Source organism: Arthrobacter globiformis, assembly GCF_030817195.1.
GTDB lineage: Bacteria > Actinomycetota > Actinomycetes > Actinomycetales > Micrococcaceae > Arthrobacter > Arthrobacter globiformis_D.
Genome location: NZ_JAUSYZ010000001.1, coordinates 4,267,922 through 4,289,513, shown reverse-complemented (window position 1 = coordinate 4,289,513; position 21,592 = coordinate 4,267,922). Strand labels below are relative to the sequence as shown.

Genomic DNA, 21,592 nt, shown 5'->3' with positions numbered 1-21,592 from the left:
CGTCTCCTTCCCATGGCTACATCCTGCCGAACTTTGACCGGACCAGTGCGAAGATTCCGTAGCAAATGAAGCCTGCGCCGATGGCAAACAGCAGGTAGGGTCCGTACTCGTGGTCGCGGAGGGCCTTCAGGCTGCCGTCGAGGCCGGTGGATTCTTCGGGCGTGTGCTTGGCGGCCGCGATGGCGAAGAGCAGGCCGGCGAGGAACAGCGCGATGCCTTTGGCCACATGTCCGGTCACACCCAGGGAGTCGATGATCTTGCCCCGGCGCGTGCCGTCGAAGTGGAAGAGTTCCTCCTTGAACCCACGCCGAAAACCCTTTACCACGAAGTAGATGCCCACGCCGATGACGGTCAGGCCCAGGGCACTGAGGAGCACGCCGCCGAAGGGATTGCCGAGCAGGGCCGCGCTCACGTCCCGTGTTGATTCGCCGGAGTCGCCGCGCAGCCCCACCGCGAAGCCGGCGAAAGTGAGCCCGACACTGCCGTAGGCGATCGCTAGGAAGCCGGAGGAAATCAGCTTCCCAATCCGCTCCTTGCGCGGCAGTCGGCGGGCCCGGAGGGTGGCCTCACTCAGCTGCCAGAGGGAGAGGCCGGCACATCCGATCAGGCAGGCCCACATGACAGCGGGACCCCAGGGATTGGCGGCCAGCTGTTCGATGGCACCGGTGGGCTCGGCGTCGCCTGGATGGCCGAAGGCCAAGGCAATCGCGATGGCGCCCACGATGATGTGCAGCAGGGCCATGACAGCGAAGCCGGAACGCGCGACGACGTCGAGCGCCTTGGTGTTTGATACAGCCTCCGCGGCGTCGGCCGCCTCGCTGATCGTCGATTCGTTGTCCGTCGTGTCCTCCGGTTAGCCGCCGTACTTTTAGCCGTTCATCGGCCCTTCAGCGTGGATGCGCTCCGAGCCCTCACCCACGAGTTTCACCGTGCAGCGCACCACGAGGTCGTCGGGTGCCGTGTCGATGTCGACGAGGGCTTCACCCGCGCTGAGGACGGTGAATACTTCCGAGCCAGCCTCGACGTCGAAGCCCTTGCTCTTGGCAGCCTGCGTTGCGTTGGCCAGCGCCTCGCGCTTCAGCCCGTCTACGTATGCCCGGTCGTCCTCGCGTTCGGAGTCGCCGAATGCCCAGCCGAACAGTGTTCCTGTTGATCCCATGGCGTTGATTTTACGCACAGAACCATTGATATTACGGGCTATCGTAACGTTAGTAAGTGTGCTTACCATATGGGGACCATGTCTTTGGTACGGCTGGCAGGCTCCTGATCGTAGGGTCCGCGGCAGCCGCTGTTCCGGATTGAACCTCTCGTATTAGGAAGGACATCATGGCGGGAAATCTTATTGCTCGGTCTGTTCATGACCTCACGGCAGCAGCCTGGTTTGGCGGCTCGCTGATGGGGGCGGTCGGCCTCAACGGAGCTGCCGCAGAGGCGAAGGATCCGGCTGAGCGCACACGCCTTTCGAGTCGCGGCTGGATGAAGTGGGCGCCAGTGCAGACGGCTGCCTTCGCAACCCACCTGCTGGCGGATCTGTTCATCGCACTGGAAAACAAGGACAGGATCGCCCAGCAGGATGGCGTGGCCCGGGACACCATCTACAAGACGGCAGTCACGGTGGCCGGGGCAGCGGTCACCTTGTACGCCGGCGTGCTGGGGAAGAAGGTTGAGAAGCTGTCCGGGGAGGGCGGCGAGGGGGCCACTGAACCCCGGGCTGGCGCTTCGGAGAAGCTGCAGTCGGCGCAGAAGCAGCTGAAGGCCCTGCAGTGGACCATCCCCGCCTTCGCCGCCTCGGTCATCGTCCTGGGCGCCAAGCACGGCGAGATGCAGCGGCCCAAGAATGTGTTCAAGGGCCTGCGCTGACGGCGTCCTCAAAGCCCAATAGCGGACGACGGCGGCCGGGCACCTAAGTGCCCGGCCGCCGTCATGCTTGGTTCAGCTCAGTTGAGGCGGGTGTCTAGGTCGGCTGGCTGTCAGCCGGCGGCAGGTCTGGGTTCATGTCCTGCATGTGGGGGTCCTCGGCCGTCCACACCTGGATGATCGCCCACGTCACCGCCGCCAGGGGGACGGACAGGACGGCGCCGATAATGCCTGCCAGGATGGTGCCCGCAGCCAGGGCCATAAGGATGACGAGGGCGTGGAGTTGCAGCGACTTACCCATGACGATGGGCTGCAGCAAGTCGCCTTCGAGCTGGTTGACCGCGATCACCACTGCCACCACGATCAGCGCCACGACTGGCCCGTTGGCGACGAGCGCCACCAGGGCGGCGAGGATCCCGGCCACGGTGGCCCCGACGAGGGGAACAAAGGCCCCGATGAACACGATGATGGCCAGCGGGATGGCCAGCGGCACCTGCATGATCAGCAGCGCGGCGCCGATGGCCACAGTATCCACCAGCGCCACGATGGCCGTGCCGCGGACGTAACCGCCCAGGACCTCCAGCGTCCGCTTGCCCACCCGCCGCAGCCTGGCTTCCCGCTCCCCGGAGAAGGGCCGCAGGAGGAAGTTCCAGATCTTCGCGCCGTCCTTGAGGAAGAAGAACAGGATCACCACCATGAGGCTCGCCCCGGCCAGGAATTCCGTCACCGCCGATAGGCCGGTGATGGCGCCTGACCGGACCTGGCTGCTTGTGGCGAACTGGACGGCGCCTTCCCTGGCCTGGTTCAGCTGCTCGCGGTCGATGGGGACCGGGCCGGAGAGGAGGAAGTTCTCAAGTTCGTCGAGCCCTTTGGACGCCTGCTGCACCAAGTCGCCCCACTGGCTGCGGACGGAGAAATAGATCAGGGTGCCGACGCCGGCCAGGAGCAGCAGCAGGGCCACGAAGGCCACGGCGGTGGCGGCCCCGCCGGGCAGTCCCCGGCGCCGCAGCATGTTGACGAATGGCCCGATGGCGGCTGCGAGGATCAGGGCAATCAGGACCGGAATGACCAGCAGCCGGATCTGCAGGAGGCCGTACACGGACACGGCCGCCACGGCAAGGACCAGCAGGACCTGGGCGCACCGGATTCCCACCCTTCCCAGGCTGTCGGACCAGAGCTCCCGGGGCGGTTTGTGGTCGGGCTGCCGGGCTGCCGACCGCGGCGTGAGCGGACGGGGCGCTTGCTCTTGAAGCGGATCTTGCTCGGACAGTGGGGCTGTTCGGGCCATCGGAACTCCTCGTTATCAGCGGGCAACGGACACTACCGGGCGACCCAGTCAGATAGTAAGCCTACTGATGTAATGGATGGCGGCGAAACCCGTTGGGGGGTGCAGCTACTCCCGCAGCCACTCCGTGCAGGAGTTGAGGTTCCGGTGCACGGTGGCCACGGCGGCGTCGCCGTCGTGTGCTTCGATGGCATCCACGAGGTCCCCGTGGCCGGCCTGCGGCAGGCCGTTGAAGCCGGGGCGCCCGTGCTGCTTCAGCAGGTCGGCGTGGAACACGTCGCCAAAGCTGACATAGAGCTCGAGGAGGAGCGGATTGCCTGAGGCCTGCGCCACCCGCTCGTGGAAGCCCCAGTCGGCGGCGGCCCAGCGCGCATAGTCCTCGGCGTTCCAGGCCTCCTCACGCTCGATGAGCAGCGCGCGCATGGCGGCGACGTCGCCGGGCGTTGCATGCCGGGCGGCGAGGCGGGCGGCCTGCGTGTCCAGCCCCACGCGGACCTCGAGGACGTGTTCGTCCGTGTGTTCCTTGTAGAGGCGACGGGCGGCTCCCGAGATTTCGCTGGTGGCGCGGACGTAGGTTCCGTCGCCGCGGCGCACCTCGAGCATCCCGCTGTGGGCCAGGGCCTTGACGGCTTCCCGTAGCGTCCCGCGGGACACGCCCAGCCCGGACATGAGCTCGGTTTCGGAGGGTATGCGCTGCTGCAGCGGCCATTCGCCCGTCTGGATCATTTCGCGGAGTTTGGCGGTGACTTCGTCCGCGAGTGGCGGGCGGTGCGACGTGCTCAGGGTCATGGCGTCCTATTCTTTCATTCCCGCGGTGTCAGTTCCCGCTGTGCTCGTTCCCGCTGTGCTCGTTCCCGCTGTGCTGGCGCCGCTGGCGCTCACTCCGCCGGCCCGGCCGCTGCTGAGCAGGTGCGCTACAACGATCTGAACCAGGGCGATGACCAGGAGCAGTGCCAGCGGCAGCGTCCAACTTCCCGTCGCGCTGTGCAGCAGGCCCATGCCGAACGGGCCGACCGTGGCCAGGAGGTAACCGGTGGACTGGGCCAGCGTGGAAAGGGCGGTGGTCTCGGCGGTGTTCCGGCCGCTGCGGCTGATGATCACCATCACCAGTGGGAAGATGCCCAAGCCGAAGCCCAGCAGCACCGCGGGGATGACGGCCAGGGAAACGGGAAGCAAGAGGAGCGCGGCAATGCCGGCCGTCATGGTGAGGGTGGCCAGATAGACGGCGGGACGCAACATCCGCGGCCGGGAACCGATGGCGATCAGCACCATGCCGGCCGGAACCGAGACCAGCTGCATGATTCCGAACATGAGGGCGCTGTCCGCCGGGCTGAGGCCCATGGTGGTGAGCATGTACGGGAACCAGCTGAGCAGCGCATAAGCGAGCAGTGCCTGCAGGGTGAAGATGCCGGTGAGCAGGAGGCCCTTCTTGGTGCGCAGCAGCGGCCACGGGGAGATGTGTCCGGCCGGTTTCCGGGCAGTGTTGCGGTGGGCGTGCAGGGTCACGGGCAGGAAGCCCAGGAATGCGGACAGGGCCAGGATCCCGATGGTGCCCAGCCCGGCCGACGGCGATCCCAGCAGCTGCGAGAGCGGAACCACCAGCACGGCCATGACGGTGGCGCCGCTGGTCATGGTCACCGTGTAGACGGCCGTCATGAGCGATGTGCGCGCGGCGAAGTGCTCCCGGATGAAGGACGGCATGGACACGTTGCAGACGGCCAGGCCGGACATCCCCACCACCGTGCCCACCACCAGCATGCCGGTGGTGGGAATGCCCCGGACCAGCAGCCCGGCTGCCAGCATGCCGAGCGAGAGCAGGATGGCCTTCTCGACGCCGAGCTTCCCCGTCAGCCAGGAAGTGGCGGCTCCGGCCACGGCGAAGCACAGCGTGGGAATGGAGGGGATGAGCGAGGCGACTAGCGGGCCGTAGCCCAGCACCTGCTGCAAATCATGCAGCAGGGCCGAGGCGCCGGTGATGCCGGCCCTCAGGTTCAGGCCGATGAGCACCAGGGCAATGACGCCGGCGACGACGGCGGTGCGCGGCTTGGTTGGGTACGTTGCTGGGGCCGGGGGTGCTGAGGAAGTGGTCGCCATGCCTTAACGTTAGACGTTTGACGTTTGATGTCTAGAACTTTGTGGGGAAACTCTCGCGGGCCTTCCGGCCCGGGAATAGACTCGGGCCAGCAGGCGCATCACGCGCAGGAACCCGGCAACGGAAAAGGACGCCGCCCAGCCATGACTGCCGAAGGCCTTGAAACGGAGAAGAAGTACGACGTCGACGCCGGCGCGTCGCTGCCCGACCTCACCGCCGTTCCCGGTGTGGGGCGCGTGGGTGATCCCCATCAGGCTGAACTGGAAGCCGTCTACTTTGACACCGGGGACCTGGTTCTCGCCTCCCGCCGGATCACGCTGCGGCGACGCAGCGGCGGGGCTGATGCGGGCTGGCACGTAAAGCTGCCGCCAGATGCCGGGGCTGCGGGCGGGACCGGGTCCGCGTCGGAGGAGGGGCCGGGACCCCGCCGGGAGATCCACGCCCCGCTGGGCCAGGCCGACGTCGTTCCCGGGAAACTGCTGGCCCACCTGCACGCCTACCTCCGCGGAGCGGATCCCGTGCCCGTGGCCCGCCTGAATACCCGGCGAACCACCCATGCACTCTACGGGGACGACGGTGTGCACCTCGCCGACTTTGCCGATGACTCCGTGGAAGCCGAGCTTCTTCAGGGGGCGGGTGGGAAACCCGCAGGCCAGAAGCAGCAGTGGCGCGAATGGGAACTCGAACTGGTTCACGGCGAGCGGGAGGTGTTCAAGTCGGCAGCATCGGTCCTGGCGGCGGCCGGCGCCCGGCCGTCAGCGCACGAGTCCAAGCTGCGGCGCGCACTGGGGGCGCCGCCGACAGCCCAAGCCAGGGAAACTGAAGGCACTGTCGAATCTGAAGGCACTGTCGAAACTGAGGGACCTGTCGAAACTGACGGCACGGCAGCAACCAAAGACGGCGGAAAGCAGCCCGGCGGCAGGAAACCGGGCAAGCAGTGGCCGGCATCCGCCGTCGTAAGCGCGTACCTGGCCGGGCAAATCAGCGAAATCCTGGCCAATGACGCCCGGGTGCGGCTGGAGGAACCCGATGCGGTGCATGCGATGCGCTCGGCCACCCGCCGCGTCCGGTCGGCCCTCGCGGTCTACCGGAAGCTCTACGGCCGGGGCGCGGTTGGCCGGTTGCGCGACGAGCTCAAGTGGCTGGGCCGGATCCTGGGCACGCCCCGTGACGCCGAAGTCATGCTGGACCGGCTGCGGGCAAACACCGGCAACCTTCCAGCGGGGGAGGGGGCCGACGACGTCAAGCAGCGGATCGAGCGCGAGCTGGGCACCAGGCTGGACGCCGGTTACCGCAAGACGCAGGAAGTGCTCCTGACGGACCGCTACTTCCGGCTCCTGGACGACCTCGAGGACTTCCGTGACCATCCGCCCGTCCTGCCGGCGGCCGGGGCACCCGCGCGCAAGACGGCCCGCAAGCTGGTGGGCAAGTCTGCCAAGCGGCTGCGCCGCGCCCACAAGGCTGCCGCCCGGGCCAAGGACGGCGCCGGTGACAGGCCAGGCATGGAGCTCAAAGAGGCCACAGCGCACGAAACCGCACTGCACCAGATCCGGAAGGACGCCAAGCGGCTGCGGCACGCGGCAGAGACCGTCGATCCCTTATTCGGCAAGCGCGCTGCGAAGCTCGCGAAGGCCGCGCACAAGCAGCAGAAAATCCTCGGCGACCACCACGACAGTGTGATGGCTCGGATTTTCCTTGGGAAGCTCGCCGGCGGCCCGGACCTGCCGGAGGCCCGTGGCCGCGGCCTACGGCTCGCTCCTGAGGCGGGAACAGAAAAGCACCGCCAAGGCCGAAGGCAAGTACCGCAAGGCGCACCGGAAGTCCCGGAAGGCAATCCGGCGCGGAGTGGGATAGCGGGGCAGCCGGTGGATGAGCACGCAGACCGGCCCGCATCGCGCCCGGGGAACACAGTCATCAGCCTGGCCCAAGTGGACGCGGACATGGTGCTTGAGGTGGGCGGCAAGGCTGCCAACCTCGGTGTGCTGCTGGCCGCCGGATTGCCGGTCCCGCGTGGCTTCTGCGTCACCACCGCGGCCTACCGGCGGGTGGCGGCCGCGGCAGGAGTGGAACCATCCGAGCCGGCAGAGCAGACGCGCAGCAGGCTGGCGTCGGCTTCCTTGCCCGGGGACATCGTCGAAGCCATCCTCGCCGCCTACGCGGGTCTGGGCGAGGACACTCCGGTGGCCGTGCGTTCCTCCGCCACGGCCGAGGATCTCCCCGAAACCAGCTTCGCAGGCCAGCTGGACACGTACCTCAACATCGTCGGCTCCGCCGCGCTGTGGGATGCGGTCCGCCGCTGCTGGGCCTCCCTGTGGACGGACCGGGCCGTTGCCTACCGCGCCGATCACGGGATTGACCAGCGCTCGGTCGGCATCGCCGTCGTTATTCAGGAAATGGTGGACGCCAGCGTGGCCGGGGTGATGTTCACGGCGAATCCGCTGACCGGCCGGCGTCAGGAAACCGTGATCGACGCCGCACACGGACTCGGCGAGGCGCTGGTCAGTGGGGCTGTGAACCCGGATCATTTCACGGTCGATGCCGCCACCGGGGAGATCCTCCAGCGCAGCCTGGGTGACAAACTCATCGAAAGCGGGCCCGCAACGGGAGGCGGAACCCGGTTGCTGGATCGGCAGGACGGCGCGCGGCAGGCGTGCCTGACGGACGAGCAGGTCCGCTCGCTGGCCAGGGTCGGGACCCGGGTGGAAGATCTCTACGGCGAGCCGCAGGATCTGGAGTGGGCCATCGAACCGAGCGGCGGGATCCGGGTGGTGCAATCCCGTCCGATCACCACGCTGTTTCCCCTGCCCGAGCCCCACAACCACGACGGCGGCGCCCGGGCCTACCTGTGCGCCAGCCTGCTGCAGGGGCTGACCCGGCCGCTGACGCCCATGGGCCTGGCATCCTTCACGCTGATGAGCGACAGCTACCGGTCGACATCGGCCGCCGACGGGCTGGGGGCCTACCGTTCCGCCCAGATCGGGATGCGCATGTTTGTCGATGTCACGTCCCTGCTGCGCAGCAAAGGCGGGAGACGCAGTCTTCAAAGAGCCATGAAAGTGGCCGACGCCAGGTCCGTGGATGTGCTGGCCTATCTGGCTGCAGACCCGCGCTTCACCCTCACCAAGGCCTCCGGCGCGGCGTCGCTGAAAGCGGGGCTCCGGGCCACGCCGCCCTTTGGCCTGCTTGGGCACGTCCTGGCCGCGATGGCCAACCCCGCCGCCGCGCTGGAACGGGTCAGGGAATCGGACCATGAGTCGGACCGGATGCTGGTGTTGCCGGAGCCGGCCTCCGGCGCCCTGCGGCTCGATTTCGTGGAACGCCTCCTCACCAAAGACATCACGCCCGCCGTGATGCGGGTATTGCCGCCGGCAGCCGCAGGGTATATCTGGCTGGGTCTGGCACGGCTGCTGCTGGGCCGGCTGGTGCAGGCCGGTGAGCTGCAGGCCGTACTCCGCGGCTTGCCGCACAATGTGACCACCGAGATGGATCTGGAGCTCTGGCGGACGGCCACCTCAATCCGGGAGGACCCGGAGTCGGTCCGTACACTCACCGGGGAAGACCCCCGGATGCTCGCTGGCCGCTACACACAAGGATCACTGCCCGCCGTCTGCCAGGGCGCTCTGCGCGGCTTTCTCGCGAAGTACGGACACCGCGCGGTGGCGGAAATTGACCTCGGTGTTCCCCGGTGGGGCGAGGATCCCGCCCACATCATTAACGTCCTGGCCAACTACCTGAAGCTGGAGGACCCGGAGCTCGCCCCGGACCGGCGCTTCCGGCGGGCCGCAGAACAGGCCGAAACCAAGGTTGCCGAGCTGGCCGAACGGTCCGCCCGATCCAGGGGAAGGCTGTTCGGCAGAATCGTTGCCCATAGCCTGCGGCGGGCACGGGAAACCGCCGGCGTGCGCGAGTATCCTAAGTTCCGGCTGATAACGGCCTTCGCCGTTCTCCGCCGCCAGCTCCAGCTGGTAGGCGATGAACTCGCGGGCGCGGGCCGGATTGCGGTACCGGACGATGTCTTCTTCCTGGACCTCGCCGAAGCCCGCGTGGCACTGCGCGGCGCGGACCTTCGCGGACCCGTCGCCGAGCGCCGCCGGAGCTACGACCGCGAAATGTGGCGCCGGCACATCCCCCGCCTGCTGCTTTCCGATGGGACCGACGTCGAGGCGGCCATGGGCGCGCAGACCCGTGCGGCGTCGTCCGCGGACGGGCAGCTGCCGCCGGGAATCCTGGTGGGAACAGCGGCCTCGGCCGGCAGCATCACGGGCACAGCCAGGGTAATCCTGGACCCGGCCGGCGCGCTCCTGGAGCCGGGCGAAATCCTTGTTGCGCCGTCGACGGACCCGGGGTGGACGCCGCTGTTCATGACTGCAGGGGCGCTGGTCATGGAAATGGGCGGACCCATTCCCACGGTGCGAACCGGGGACACCGTGACCGTGGACGGAGCCGCGGGGACGATTGTGGTGGAGACGGAGAGGCAGGATGGCCCGTGAGCACTTTCGTTCTTGTCCCGGGTGCCGGGGGAGTGGGCTGGTACTGGCACCGGCTGGTTCCCGAGCTGGAACGGCTGGGGCACCAGGCCATACCGGTCGACATCCGCGAGGACGACCCCCGTCTGGGACTGCAGGACTACGTCGACATCGTCGTCGCGGCCGCCGGGGATCACCGCAATGTGGTGCTCGTGGGCCAATCCCTGGGCGCCTTCACGGTCCCTGTTGTCGCGGGGCGCGTGCCGGTGGAGCTCATCGTCCTGCTCAATCCGATGGTTCCTCTTCCGGGTGAGACGCCCGGAGAATGGTGGGAGGCCACCGGCCAGCCCCAGGCCCGCGAGCTCAATGACAGGCTGAACGGGCGCGCCGGCGATTTTGATGAGCGCGTGCACTTCCTGCACGACGTTCCCCCGGAGGTGATCGCCGCGGGCGCCGGCGAGCAGCGCGCTCCATCCGACACGCCCTTCGGGCAGCCCTGCGGGATCGACCGCTGGCCCGACGTGCCCACCAGGGTGCTGGTTGGACGTGATGACCGATTTTTCCCCTTGGACTTTCAACGCCGCGTGGTCAGGACCCGGCTTGGCCTGGGGGTTTACGAAATCCCGGGCGGACACCTGGTCGCCCTGAGCAACCCGGCTGAACTCGCAGAACGGCTGGATGGCTTTGCCCGCGGCTCCCTGTGACAGAGAGGTGAACCGGCTCAGCCGGCGTGCCGCGCCCCGAGCCGGGCGACCGCCAGGGCCAGCCACAGCTGCACCCGGTCGGCAGTGATGGAGGGGTCGTACCCGGTGAGTTCGGTGATCTGCGCCAGCCGGTAGCGGACCGTGTTCCGGTGCAGGGTGAGCGCCTCGGCGACCGCGGCAACGGAGCCGTTGTTGTTCAGGTAGCTCTCCAGCGTGGCCATCAGCTCGGCGCCGTGGGCGGCATCGAAGCTCCGGAGCGGGTCCAGTGATTCGTTGGCCATGTCCGCCAGCGGCACGTCTTCACTGGCTAGGAGCAGGGAGGTCAGGCTGAGCCGTTCGGGCTCGTTCACCGGCAGCCCGTGGCTGGCGGCGTCACGTGCCTCGAAGTAGCTCCAGCGCAGGCCGTTCGGCTTGGTGTACGCGCCGCCGATGCCGATGGTGGCGTGGATGCCGGCCTCGGCGAGGTGGTCGCTGAGGCTTTTGGCCATTGCCGTGGCGCCGCGACCGTCGTCGGGCACCACCGTGACCAGGTCCTTTCCGACGACGGCGGTCACCGCGTTCTCCAGCGACTGAGGCAGCGAGGAGCTGACCAGCTGCTTGTGGTGCGCCTCGGAACCCGCCAGGATCACCACGTTTTTGCGCGTGCTGTTGATGCCCGTCCCGGCGAGGCGGCGCTGGGCCTCACTGGGGTCCAGGGTTCCGTGGATCACGTCCTCGAGCACCTGCCCGCATAGCGCCCGCTCCGCCTGGCGCTGCTTGACCATGTTGTTGAGTTCCACGCTGATGAGGTTCTGCGCGTAGCCGATGATGCCGGAATCCTCGAACGGCTGCTTCACCCAGAGGGTGCACGCATCGCGGCGCCCGGTGGGAATGGGGTAGGTGGTCCAAGAGTCAGCGGTTGGCGGTTCGCTGCCGCTGTTGTACAGCTGGGCGGTGAACTGGGTGAGGGCGATTTCGGTGCGGAGCATGCCGCCCAGGTGCCGCAGGAGCTCCGCGAGGCCGCCGCCGGTCAGCAGCGCACGGGCCAGGATCTGGTGCCCGGCGATGAGACGCTCAAGCTTCGAATAGTGGTCCGCGGACTGCGCGTCTGCCACGAGTTTGCTGATGGCGATGAATGGGGTGCCGTATGGCACTTCGACTACCGGTAGCCCCCAGCGGTTCGCCTCCGCGATCAAAGCCGGGGGGACGGCGTCGTGCGAGAGCCCCACGCCGAAGCCGATCCCGACGGCGCCGGCGCGCTGGACCTGGCGCACGAAGCGGCGCTGTTCGGGCGCACTTTTCATCCGCAGCCCGGTGGTCAGCACCAGTTCGCCGCCGTTGAGGAAGCGCTGCGGGTCCTCCAGTTCCGTGACCGCAACCCAGCGGATGTCCTGGTGGGAAGTGGTCTCCGCAAGGCTGGATTTCTTGAGTCCCAGAGACTGCACGGCCAGCAGCGCCGCGAGGGAAATTGCCATGGATCAAGGGTAACGGGATGCTGGCCGATCGCACTAAAGCCTTGGTTCAAGGGTGTGCAGGTGGCTATTCCCCGCGGTGTCGGGCTGGAATAGGCTCGAGTCAGCCGCATCACACCATTCAGGACGAAAGAGGTTGTACACCGTGGTTCAGACCTTGCAAAACTTCATCAACGGAGAGTTCGTCACGCCTGCGGGCACTGGCCTGCTCGACATCGTGAACCCCGTGACCGGCGACGTGGTGGCCAAGTCACCTGTATCCGTGGAGGCCGACGTCGAGGCCGCCATGGCCGCCGCCAAAGACGCCTTCAAGACCTGGAAGCACGTGACCCCCGGGCAGCGGCAGCTCATGCTGCTCAAGCTCGCCGACGCCATCGAGGCCAACAGCGACGAACTCGTCGATGCCCAGCACCGCAACACCGGCCAGGTCCGTTCCCTGATCGCGTCCGAGGAAGTGGCGGCAGGCGCCGACCAGCTGCGCTTCTTCGCCGGTGCCGCCCGCATTCTCGAAGGCAAGTCCGCCGGTGAGTACTTTGAGGGCCACACCTCCTTCGTCCGCCGCGAGCCGATCGGCGTCGTGGCCCAGGTGGCACCGTGGAACTACCCGTTCCTGATGGCCATCTGGAAGATCGGCCCCGCGCTCGCGGCCGGCAACACCGTGGTCCTGAAGCCCTCCGACACCACGCCCGAATCCACCCTGGTCCTGGCGCGCCTGGCCGCGGACATCCTGCCGGCCGGCGTCCTGAACGTCATCCTCGGCACCGGCGAAACCGGCGCGCTGATGGTGGAGCACAAGGTCCCGGGCCTCGTCTCCATCACCGGCTCCGTCCGTGCCGGCATCGCCGTCGCGTCGGGCGCCGCGAAGGGCCTCAAGCGGGCGCACCTGGAACTTGGCGGCAAGGCCCCGGCCATCGTCTTCAAGGACGCCGACATCAAGAAGAGCGCCGCGGCCATCGCCGAGTTCGCGTTCTTCAACGCCGGCCAGGACTGCACGGCCATCACCCGTGTCCTGGTGGAGGACTCGGTGCATGACGACGTCGTGGCCGCCATGGTGGAACACACCAAGACCCTGCACACCGGCTCGCAGAACGACGAGGACAACTACTTCGGCCCGCTGAACAACGTCAACCACTTCAAAGCGGTCAGCGCCGTCGTCGATTCACTGCCGGCGAACTGCCGGATCGAGACCGGCGGCCACCGCGCGGGGGAGAAGGGGTTCTTCTTCGAGCCCACCATCATCACCGGCGCCAAGCAGACGGACGACATCGTGCAGAAGGAAACGTTCGGCCCGGTCATCACCGTGCAGAAGTTCAGCACGGAACAGGAAGCGGTGGAGCTGGCCAACGACGTCGAGTACGCCCTGGCGTCCAGCGTCTGGACGTCCGACCACGGCACGGCCATGCGGCTCAGCCGCGATCTTGACTTCGGTGCGGTCTGGATCAACACGCACATTCTCCTCACCGCCGAAATGCCCCACGGCGGCTTCAAGCAGTCCGGTTACGGCAAGGACCTCTCCATGTACGGCGTCGAGGACTACACGCGCATCAAGCACGTCATGTCCGCCCTGGATGCCTAACCGGCCCGTTGGTTGAGCTTGTCGAAACCCCCGGAATCGTAGAAAGAAAAGAAACCCCATGACCACCACCGCCAACGAAATCACCTACCGCCTCGAGCAGAAGCGCCGCGTCCAGGCCGACTTCCCGGGCCCCAAGTCCGTGGCACTGACCGAACGCCGCAAGGCAGTCGTCGCCGCCGGTGTCGCCTCGAGCGTTCCGGTCTACGTCGCAGACGCCGACGGCGGCATCATCCACGACGTCGACGGCAACTCCTTCATCGACCTCGGCTCGGGCATCGCGGTGACCAGCGTCGGCGCGTCCGATCCCGCCGTCGTCGGTGCGGTGAAGGAGGCCGTGGAGCACTTCACCCACACCTGCTTCATGGTCACCCCCTACGAGGGCTACGTCGCGGTCGCCGAGCAGCTGAACAAGCTCACCCCCGGCACCCACGAGAAGCGCACCGTCCTCTTCAACTCGGGCGCCGAAGCGGTGGAAAACGCCATCAAGGTGGCCCGCCTGGCCACCGGCCGGGACGCCGTCGTCGCTTTTGACCACGCCTACCACGGCCGCACCAACCTGACCATGGCGCTGACCGCCAAGGCCATGCCGTACAAGACCAACTTCGGGCCGTTCGCGCCCGAGGTCTACCGCATGCCGATGAGCTACCCGTTCCGCGAAGAAAACCCGCAGATCACCGGTGCCGAGGCCGCCAAGCGCGCCATCATCGGGATCGAGAAGCAGATCGGCGGCGACCAGGTGGCCGCCATCATCATCGAACCGATCCAGGGCGAGGGCGGCTTCATCGTTCCGGCCGAAGGCTTCCTGCCGGCCCTGTCCGCCTGGGCCAAGGAAAAAGGCATCGTCTTCATCGCCGACGAGGTCCAGTCCGGCTTCTGCCGCACCGGTGAATGGTTCGCCGTGGACCACGAGGGCATCGTTCCGGACATCATCACCATGGCCAAGGGCATCGCCGGCGGCATGCCGCTGTCCGCCATCACCGGCCGCGCGGACCTGCTCGACGCCGTCCACCCCGGCGGCCTCGGCGGCACCTACGGCGGCAACCCGGTGGCATGCGCCGCCGCCCTGGCCTCCATCGGCTCCATGCAGGAGTACGACCTCAACGCCCGCGCCAAGCACATCGAGGAGCTGTCCTTCGGCAAACTGCGCGAACTTGCAGCTGCGCTTCCCGGCGGCGCCGGAGGTTCCGTGATCGGCGACATCCGCGGACGCGGCGCCATGCTGGCCATCGAGCTGGTCCAGGCCGGTTCCAAGGAGCCCAACCCGGAACTCACCAAGGCCGTTGCCGCCGCCTGCCTCAAGGAAGGCGTCATCATCCTCACCTGCGGAACCTACGGCAACGTCATCCGCCTGCTGCCCCCGCTGGTGATCAGCGACGAGCTGCTGCTGGACGGCCTGGAGGTCCTCGCCGCGGCCATCAAGGCCAACGCCTAATTCCACTGCGCTTTTAGCGCGAACGAACACTTAAGCCCCACCCGCTGGGGCTGGACGCCGACGGCGGGCCGGGTACCAAAAGGTGCCCGGCCCGCCGTCGTTTTTGCCGCCGCCGTACTCCGCGATGTGTTCCGGCCCGCCGCCCGGAGAGCCGCGGTAGAGTCATCCTCACCACTGCACTTCACGCCGCAGGCCGGGGAGCGCCGCCGGGAGCCGGGCATCGGTCTGCACTACCCAAAGAGGGGTTTCGCATGCGATACGTAGTCGGTTACACACCCACCGAGCGCGGCGCAGACGCCGTTGCCCTGGGCACGTCACTGGCCCTGGCCCAGGGCGCCGAACTGGATCTGGTCTATGTGGTGAAGCCGGGCACTCCCTACGTGGCCCTGAACCCGGAGGGCAGCCGGGTCAGCGCCGCGGAGCAGGAGGTGCTGACGGCGGAGCGGGAAGGCCTGGCCTTGGTTCCGCAGGGGTTGCCCGCGAAATTCCATGTGCGTGAGGCCGATTCCTTCGCCGGCGGTCTCATCGACGCGGCGGTGGAGTTCGAAGCCGGGCTTATCGCTGTGGGCGCCGCCAGCGCCGGCCTGTTCAAGCGCTTCACGGTGGGGTCTGTGGCCAACGCGCTGCTGCACGCCTCGCCGGTACCGGTGGCACTCGCGCCGCGCGGCTACCAGCGGACGGCACCCGTTACCCGCCTTACCCTCGCCGTGGGGCAGCGGGCCGGTGCTGAGGCTGCAATCGAGACCGCCATCAGGGCAGCGAAGCGGCGAGGTGTGCCGCTGCGGCTGGTGTCGCTGGTGGAGCTCGACGCCGCCGGTGACGCCGGGGAGGCGATCAACGCCGCACACATCCACGCCAACACCGTCCTGACAGCAGCATCGGGGAAGGTACCGGCAGGGCACGAGGTCGGCGTGGCTGTAGCCCATGGCCGCACGATTGAGGAAGCCATCGACGGACTCGAATGGGACGACGGCGAGATCCTCATCGTCGGGTCCTCGCGCCTGGCCGAGAAGAACCGCATGTTCCTCGGCAGCACGGCCAACAAGGTCCTGCGCGCGCTGCCGGTGCCCATGGTGGTTGTGCCGCGGGACTATGACCGCTCTGACTCGGCGCCCTGACCTGCCCTGCCCTTCCGAGCGCGAACGGACAGTTCAGGCCCTTCCGAGCGCGAACGAACAGTTGGGGCCCGCCCCGGGGGCTTAAGTGTTCGTTCGCGCTTCCCTGCGGGCAAGCCGCTTGGCCGCTGAACTCTTGCGCGTCGCAGCCAGCATGTCCACGGTGAGCACCAGCAGGGCAAGCCACACGACGCCGAAGCCGATCCACCGGTCCAGCGTCATGGCCTCACGGAACACCACCAGGGCAACGATGAACTGCAGCACGGGTGCGAAGTACTGCAGCAGCCCGATGGTGGTCATGGGCAGCCGGCGGGCCGAGGCGCCGAAGAACACCAGCGGTACGGCCGTGATGACGCCCGACGCCAGGAGCAGCCAGAAGTGCCCGGGGCCGTGGGTGGTCAGCGACGCAGTGCCGCCCACCGCGAGGAAAATCATGGTGGCCGCGGCCAGGGGAGCGAGGACGATGGTCTCCACGGTGAGGCTGGTGATGGCATCGGCACGCGGCCCCACCCGCTTCTTCACGAAGCCGTACAGGCCGAAGCTGACGGCCAGGGTCAGGGCGATCCAAGGCAGTTTCCCGTAGGAGACGGTGAGCACGCCCACGGCGATGAAACCGATTCCGACGGCGGCCCACTGCAGCGGCCTGAGCGTCTCCTTCAGGACGAACACGCCGAGGAGGACCGATACCAGCGGGTTGATGAAGTACCCAAGCGAGGCCTCGACTGCCTGCCCGGTGGTGACGCCATAGGTATACGTCAGCCAGTTCACCGCGATGAGGCCGGCCGCGGCCGCCAGGGTCCAAAGCATAGAGCGGTTGCGCAGGGCAGCGCCCAGGACGCGCCACGCCCGGGTCACCGTGATCAGGAGGGCGCAGAAGATCAGGGACCAGACCACCCGGTTGGCCACGATTTCCACCGCACCGGCCGGCTGCAGAACGAAGAAGTACAGCGGAAGCAGCCCCCATAGCCCGTAAGCGCCGATGCCGAAGAGGATTCCCGCCGTCGTCTCCTTGTCCACCGCCTTGGGTGCGCCAGGCAAACTGGGTGCGCCAGGCAAACTGCCGGTGCCAGGCTTGCTTGGTGCCCCGGGACTGGTCACGCCTGAGGGCGCGGCGCCGCGTGAAGGGACAGTCGTCGGAAGAGCGGAGGAGACGGATCCATCGGGGTTAGGCACAAGACCCATAACACCATCTTAGGGAGCGGTATTCCGTCTGCACGGACCAGTGGTTGCCTGCCGAGGCAATTTAGTCAGTAGGCTTGCCATTATGAGTACGACTCACCGCCGGGCGACGGCCCGATGAGGCTCCGCCACAGCAACGCTTCCGGCCGCGGTTACCGGCGGGTGCGGGCCGGCTCCGGCTTCAGTTACAGGGACCTGGACGGGTCCACGCTGCCGCCCGGACCGGTCCGGGACCGGCTGGAGAGCATCGGTATTCCGCCCGCCTGGACAGACGTGTGGATAGCGCCTTACGAGAACGGGCACATCCAGGGCCACGGGGCTGGACGCCGTGGGCCGCCGGCAGTACATCTACCATCCGGAGTGGCGCGAACGGAAAGACCGCGCGAAATTCGACCGCGCGCTCCAGCTCGCCGAATCGCTGCCCACCGCCCGGCGGCTGGTCACCATGGATTTGAGGTCCGACGGCATCACCCGCCAGCGCGTTTTGGCCGCGGCTTTCAGGATGCTGGACAGCGCATCCCTGCGGGTGGGGTCGGAGCGGTACACGAACGAAAACGGCAGTCACGGTCTGGCCACCCTGCTGTGCGCCCACGTCCGTGTCCGGAACGAGTGCCTGTACCTGAGTTTTCCGGCCAAAAGCGGCAAAACCTGGGAATCCCAGATCGTGGACCCGGACCTTGCCCCGCTGGCCCGGACCCTGAAGCGGCGCGGCGGCAACGCGCGCCTGCTCGCCTACAAGAACGGCCGGACATGGCATCCGGTGACCAGCGCCGAAATCAACGCCTACGTGAAGGAACGCACGGGCGACGACTTCACCGCGAAGGACTTCCGGACCCTGCGCGGCACCGCCGCGGCCGCCGTCAGCCTCGCCCGGAGCGGTCCGCAAAAAACCGAGGCGAAGAGGAAGCGCGCCATCAGCGTCGCCATGATGGAGGCGGCAGCGGTGCTCGGGAACACGCCGTCGATCGCCCGCAAGAGCTACGTGGACCCGCGGCTGCTGGACCACTTCGCCGCCGGCGAGACCATCGATCCGAAGCGGCTGGATTCAGTGGAGTCGGAGCTGCGGGCGCTGCTGTACCGCGAGGGCGATGTGGTGGCCCTGCGCAAGAGCGGCTGACGCGGGCGGGCCGGCCCCGTAACGCGGGCGGGCCCGTGACCCGCGCGCCCCGTGAACCGTCCAAGGCCGCCAACCGTCCCTGGGCCGGGTTCCCAGGCCGCAGGCCGTCACGGACCGCCGCTCGCCGTCACGGGTGGGACGCCCGACCGGGCGGACAATTAGAATTGAAAACTGCGCGCCGGTGGGGCGCGGTCTCCCGTTCCGGAAGGGCTTACGGTGTCCAACACAGCTGAATCCACGGCCAAGCGCCCGCTCCGCGTCGCAATCGTCGGCGCGGGGCCCGCAGGCGTCTATGCCGCGGACATCCTGACCAAGTCCAATGAGGTCAAGGACGGCGACTTCGAGGTCAGCATCGACCTCTTCGAGGCCTACCCGGCACCGTACGGCCTGATCCGCTACGGCGTGGCCCCGGACCATCCCCGCATCAAGGGCATCGTCAACGCCCTGCACAAAGTCCTGGACCGCGGCGACATCCGGTTCCTGGGCAACGTCACCTACGGCCGGGACCTCACCCTTCACGACTTCCGCGCCTTCTACGACGCCGTCATCTTCTCCACCGGCGCCATCAAGGACGCCGACATGGACATCCCCGGGATCGACCTCGAGGGCTCCTTCGGTGCCGCCGACTTCGTGTCCTGGTACGACGGGCACCCGGACGTCTCCCGCGAATGGCCGCTGGACGCCAAGGAAATCGCGGTCATTGGCAACGGCAACGTGGCTCTGGACGTCGCGCGGATGCTGGTGAAGCACGCCGACGAACTCCTCGTCACCGAGATCCCGGACAACGTCTACCAGGGTCTGAAGAACTCGCCGGTCACCGACGTCCACGTCTTCGGCCGCCGCGGTCCCGCCCAGGTCAAGTTCACCCCGCTGGAGCTGCGCGAACTCAGCCATGCCCGCGACGTCGACATCGTGCTCTACCCGGAGGACTTCGAATTCGACGAGGCCTCCGACGACGCGATCCGGAGCAACAACCAGACCAAGACCATGGTGAACACCATGACCAACTGGCTGGTCGAGGAGCACGCCGAGGCTGAGCAGCCGTCGTCGCGCCGCCTGCACCTGCACTTCCTGCACAGCCCAGTCGAGATTTACGACGACGGCGGGTCCGGCAAGGTCGCCGGCATCAAGTTCGAGCGCATGCAGCTTGACGGCACCGGCAACGTCAAGGGCACGGGGGAGTTCATCGACTACCCGGTGCAGGCCGTTTACCGCGCCATCGGCTACCACGGCTCTGCGGTGGACGAACTGGAATACGACGCCAAGCGCGGGGTCATCCCCAACGAATGCGGCCGTGTCCTCGACGCCGACGGGAACCCTGTCCCCGGCATTTACACCACTGGCTGGATCAAGCGCGGGCCGGTCGGCCTGATCGGGCACACGAAGGGCGATGCCCTGGAAACCATCGGCTTCCTCCTCGAGGACCGGCTCACCCTGCCGCCGGCACAGAACCCCGACCCGCAGGCAATCATCGACCTGCTCGAGGAGCGCGGCATCGAGTACACGACGTGGGAAGGCTGGAACAAGCTGAACGCCCATGAGGCCGCCCTCGGCGCATCGTGGACGGAATCCGCCGCCGGGAACGACGGCGTCGTGCGCGAACGCATCAAGGTGGTGCCGCGTGAGGAGATGATCCAAATCTCCCGCGGCTAAACCCAACTAGGTAGCAGCACAGGGCGTTCCCAGCGCTGGGAACGCCCTCTACTGCTACCTAGTTGGGTGGACTAGACTGTCGCGGGCAAGCGTTTGGGCGAGTGGGAGTTCGATGAAGAACCTGATCCAGCCGGCGGCACCCGGATCCATAGATTCGGTGCTGGTGCAGCGCCGCGCCCTGGCAAGCCACGAATTCCTGGACAGCCACGCGCAGAGCGAAGCGTTCCCCGACGCGGATGAAATCCCCGGCCTGCGCCGCCTGATCCGCGAATCCTGGCAGCGGTCCGCCAAGCTGCGGGCCAACCCCGACAACCCCGAGGCGCCGCTGGCCATCGCCGCGGACGAGCTGGAGGAATACCGCCGCCAGCACCCCCTGGCCGCCATCATGCCCGTGATCCAGAAGCTCCTCATCAGGCCCAGCCACGACTGTGGACTGCTGGTTGCCGTGGGCGACGAGGTGGGCAGGCTGCTCTGGGTGGAAGGCGATACCGGCGTGCGCAGCCGCGCCGAAGGCATGATGTTCGTTCCCGGTGCCGACTGGTCGGAGGCCACTGTGGGGACCAGCGCCCCCGGGACCGCCCTCGCCTTGGGCCGCGGCATCCAGATTTCCGGCGCCGAGCACTACAAACGTTCAGTCCATCCCTGGAGCTGCACAGCGGTGCCGTTCCAGGACCCCGATTCCGGGGCGCTGCTGGGGGTCGTGGACATCACGGGCACTGAGGCGGCCGTGGCGCCGCACACGCTCTCCCTCGTGGAGGCCACAGTGGCGGCGGCCCAGGCCCAATTGCGCGTGGAACGCCTGCAGCTCGCGGCTGCCCAGGAACGCGTTAAAGCACGACGGCGGCACCCGGGGTCCGGGGCGGCCGGCGGTTCGGCGCGGGAAGGCAGCCTGTACCGCAACAGCCTGCAGCTGCTGGGCCGCGACCAGGCGCTGCTCAGCATCGAGGGCCGCAGCGTGGTGCTGTCCGCCCGGCACAGCGAGATCCTGGCCCTGCTCAGCACCCACCCGGACGGCCTCAGCGCCGAGGAACTGAGTGTCCTGTTGTACCCGGGGGACGGCTCCACGATCACCCTGCGCGCTGAGATGGTGCGGCTCCGGAAGGTCCTGCAGCAGCTGAACCCCGCCGCGGTTCCGGAGTCGCGGCCGTACAGGCTGGCGATGGAGCTCCTGCCGGACAGCAGCCAAGTGCTCACCTGCCTGCAGCGCGGCGCCCACCGGATCGCCCTGGAAATCTACCGCGGCGCCGTCCTGCCGCGCTCGGAGGCGCCCGGCGTCGTCGAGCTCCGGAACCGCGTGTCCGCACTGGTGCGCGAGGCCGTCCTGACGGACGGCAGCGCCGAATCGCTGCTCAAGTACGCGGAACTGCCGGAGGCGGCGGACGACGTCGACGTCCGCCGTGCCGCCCTGAAGCTCCTGCCGCCGCGCTCGCCCAAGCGTGCCGCCGTCGTCGCCGACCTGGAGCGGCTGGAAACGGAGCTGAGCGCCTAACCGTCGGCCCCTGGCGGCGTCTAACCTCCCCGTCGGCCCAGCCGGGTTTTTGCGAGGCTCAATCAAGGGTGACCCTGGTTACACGGTTGCAACCTGGCTGCAACCTGCCCCCTCCTAGGCTCGATGCATCGGCGATCACCATGACACATCGCCACCGTGTTGCAGAGCAAAGGAGC

The 21,592-nt window shown here is 67.8% G+C and carries 15 protein-coding genes and 1 pseudogene; 9 read left to right on the top strand and 7 right to left on the bottom strand.

The window, feature by feature from the left end; translation table 11 throughout:
• Nucleotides 1-16 precede the first annotated feature (16 nt).
• Together QF036_RS19580 and QF036_RS19575 are read right to left on the bottom strand one after the other, a co-directional pair.
• Entirely contained in the window at nucleotides 17-742 is a 726-nt protein-coding gene (locus tag QF036_RS19580; RefSeq protein ID WP_307104529.1) for a DUF1206 domain-containing protein, read from the bottom strand.
• Between the two features lie 126 nt (nucleotides 743-868).
• Nucleotides 869-1,159 carry a hypothetical protein gene (locus tag QF036_RS19575; RefSeq protein ID WP_307104527.1) on the bottom strand — a complete coding sequence of 97 codons (291 nt, stop codon included), beginning with the start codon at nucleotides 1,157-1,159 and terminating at the stop codon, nucleotides 869-871.
• Between the two features lie 167 nt (nucleotides 1,160-1,326).
• On the opposite strand from QF036_RS19575, the gene QF036_RS19570 reads away from it, so the two are divergent.
• Complete coding sequence (locus QF036_RS19570; RefSeq protein WP_307104525.1) at nucleotides 1,327-1,860, top strand: hypothetical protein; 534 nt, start codon at nucleotides 1,327-1,329, stop codon at nucleotides 1,858-1,860.
• Nucleotides 1,861-1,954: 94 nt separating this feature from the next.
• Here the strand turns inward: QF036_RS19570 and QF036_RS19565 are convergent, their stop codons facing one another.
• The 3 genes from QF036_RS19565 to QF036_RS19555 form a co-directional block, all read right to left on the bottom strand.
• Nucleotides 1,955-3,145: an AI-2E family transporter gene (locus tag QF036_RS19565; protein WP_307104523.1), complete on the bottom strand. Its 1,191-nt coding sequence runs from the start codon at nucleotides 3,143-3,145 to the stop codon at nucleotides 1,955-1,957.
• A gap of 105 nt (nucleotides 3,146-3,250) precedes the next feature.
• Nucleotides 3,251-3,931, bottom strand: a complete 681-nt coding sequence (locus tag QF036_RS19560; RefSeq protein WP_307104520.1) for a FadR/GntR family transcriptional regulator — start codon at nucleotides 3,929-3,931, stop codon at nucleotides 3,251-3,253.
• 6 nt (nucleotides 3,932-3,937) lie between these two features.
• A complete protein-coding gene (locus tag QF036_RS19555) occupies nucleotides 3,938-5,236 on the bottom strand; it encodes an MFS transporter (protein WP_307104518.1) in 1,299 nt (432 codons plus the stop codon).
• Between the two features lie 141 nt (nucleotides 5,237-5,377).
• Here QF036_RS19555 and QF036_RS19550 point away from each other — a divergent pair, with 141 nt between their 5' ends.
• Both QF036_RS19550 and QF036_RS19545 read left to right on the top strand, forming a co-directional pair.
• Nucleotides 5,378-9,724, top strand: a complete 4,347-nt coding sequence (locus QF036_RS19550; RefSeq protein WP_307104517.1) for a PEP/pyruvate-binding domain-containing protein — start codon at nucleotides 5,378-5,380, stop codon at nucleotides 9,722-9,724.
• The gene (locus QF036_RS19545; RefSeq protein WP_307104515.1) at nucleotides 9,721-10,404 is read left to right on the top strand and encodes an alpha/beta fold hydrolase; all 684 of its coding nucleotides are present in this window, start codon (nucleotides 9,721-9,723) and stop codon (nucleotides 10,402-10,404) included. Before QF036_RS19550 ends, QF036_RS19545 begins: the two co-directional genes overlap by 4 nt.
• A gap of 17 nt (nucleotides 10,405-10,421) precedes the next feature.
• Here the strand turns inward: QF036_RS19545 and QF036_RS19540 are convergent, their stop codons facing one another.
• Nucleotides 10,422-11,858 (bottom strand): PucR family transcriptional regulator, encoded by a 1,437-nt coding sequence (locus tag QF036_RS19540; protein WP_307104513.1) that lies wholly within the window; start codon nucleotides 11,856-11,858, stop codon nucleotides 10,422-10,424.
• 142 nt (nucleotides 11,859-12,000) lie between these two features.
• On the opposite strand from QF036_RS19540, the gene QF036_RS19535 reads away from it, so the two are divergent.
• The 3 genes from QF036_RS19535 (at nucleotide 12,001) to QF036_RS19525 (ending at nucleotide 15,981) form a co-directional block, all read left to right on the top strand.
• Entirely contained in the window at nucleotides 12,001-13,431 is a 1,431-nt protein-coding gene (locus QF036_RS19535) for a gamma-aminobutyraldehyde dehydrogenase (RefSeq protein WP_307104512.1), read from the top strand.
• A gap of 58 nt (nucleotides 13,432-13,489) precedes the next feature.
• Entirely contained in the window at nucleotides 13,490-14,863 is a 1,374-nt protein-coding gene (gene gabT, locus QF036_RS19530) for a 4-aminobutyrate--2-oxoglutarate transaminase (protein ID WP_307104510.1), read from the top strand.
• A gap of 251 nt (nucleotides 14,864-15,114) precedes the next feature.
• Entirely contained in the window at nucleotides 15,115-15,981 is an 867-nt protein-coding gene (locus QF036_RS19525) for a universal stress protein (protein ID WP_307104507.1), read from the top strand.
• A gap of 81 nt (nucleotides 15,982-16,062) precedes the next feature.
• Here the strand turns inward: QF036_RS19525 and rarD are convergent, their stop codons facing one another.
• Entirely contained in the window at nucleotides 16,063-17,160 is a 1,098-nt protein-coding gene (gene rarD, locus QF036_RS19520) for an EamA family transporter RarD (RefSeq protein ID WP_307104505.1), read from the bottom strand.
• A gap of 114 nt (nucleotides 17,161-17,274) precedes the next feature.
• Here rarD and QF036_RS19515 point away from each other — a divergent pair.
• The 3 genes and pseudogenes from QF036_RS19515 to QF036_RS19505 all read left to right on the top strand — a co-directional run bounded on the left by QF036_RS19515 (nucleotide 17,275) and on the right by QF036_RS19505 (nucleotide 21,416).
• Nucleotides 17,275-18,274, top strand: a pseudogene (locus tag QF036_RS19515) (DNA topoisomerase IB).
• Nucleotides 18,275-18,490: 216 nt separating this feature from the next.
• Nucleotides 18,491-19,927 carry an FAD-dependent oxidoreductase gene (locus QF036_RS19510; protein ID WP_307104502.1) on the top strand — a complete coding sequence of 479 codons (1,437 nt, stop codon included), beginning with the start codon at nucleotides 18,491-18,493 and terminating at the stop codon, nucleotides 19,925-19,927.
• 112 nt (nucleotides 19,928-20,039) lie between these two features.
• Complete coding sequence (locus QF036_RS19505) at nucleotides 20,040-21,416, top strand: GAF domain-containing protein (protein WP_307104501.1); 1,377 nt, start codon at nucleotides 20,040-20,042, stop codon at nucleotides 21,414-21,416.
• Nucleotides 21,417-21,592: the final 176 nt, after the last annotated feature.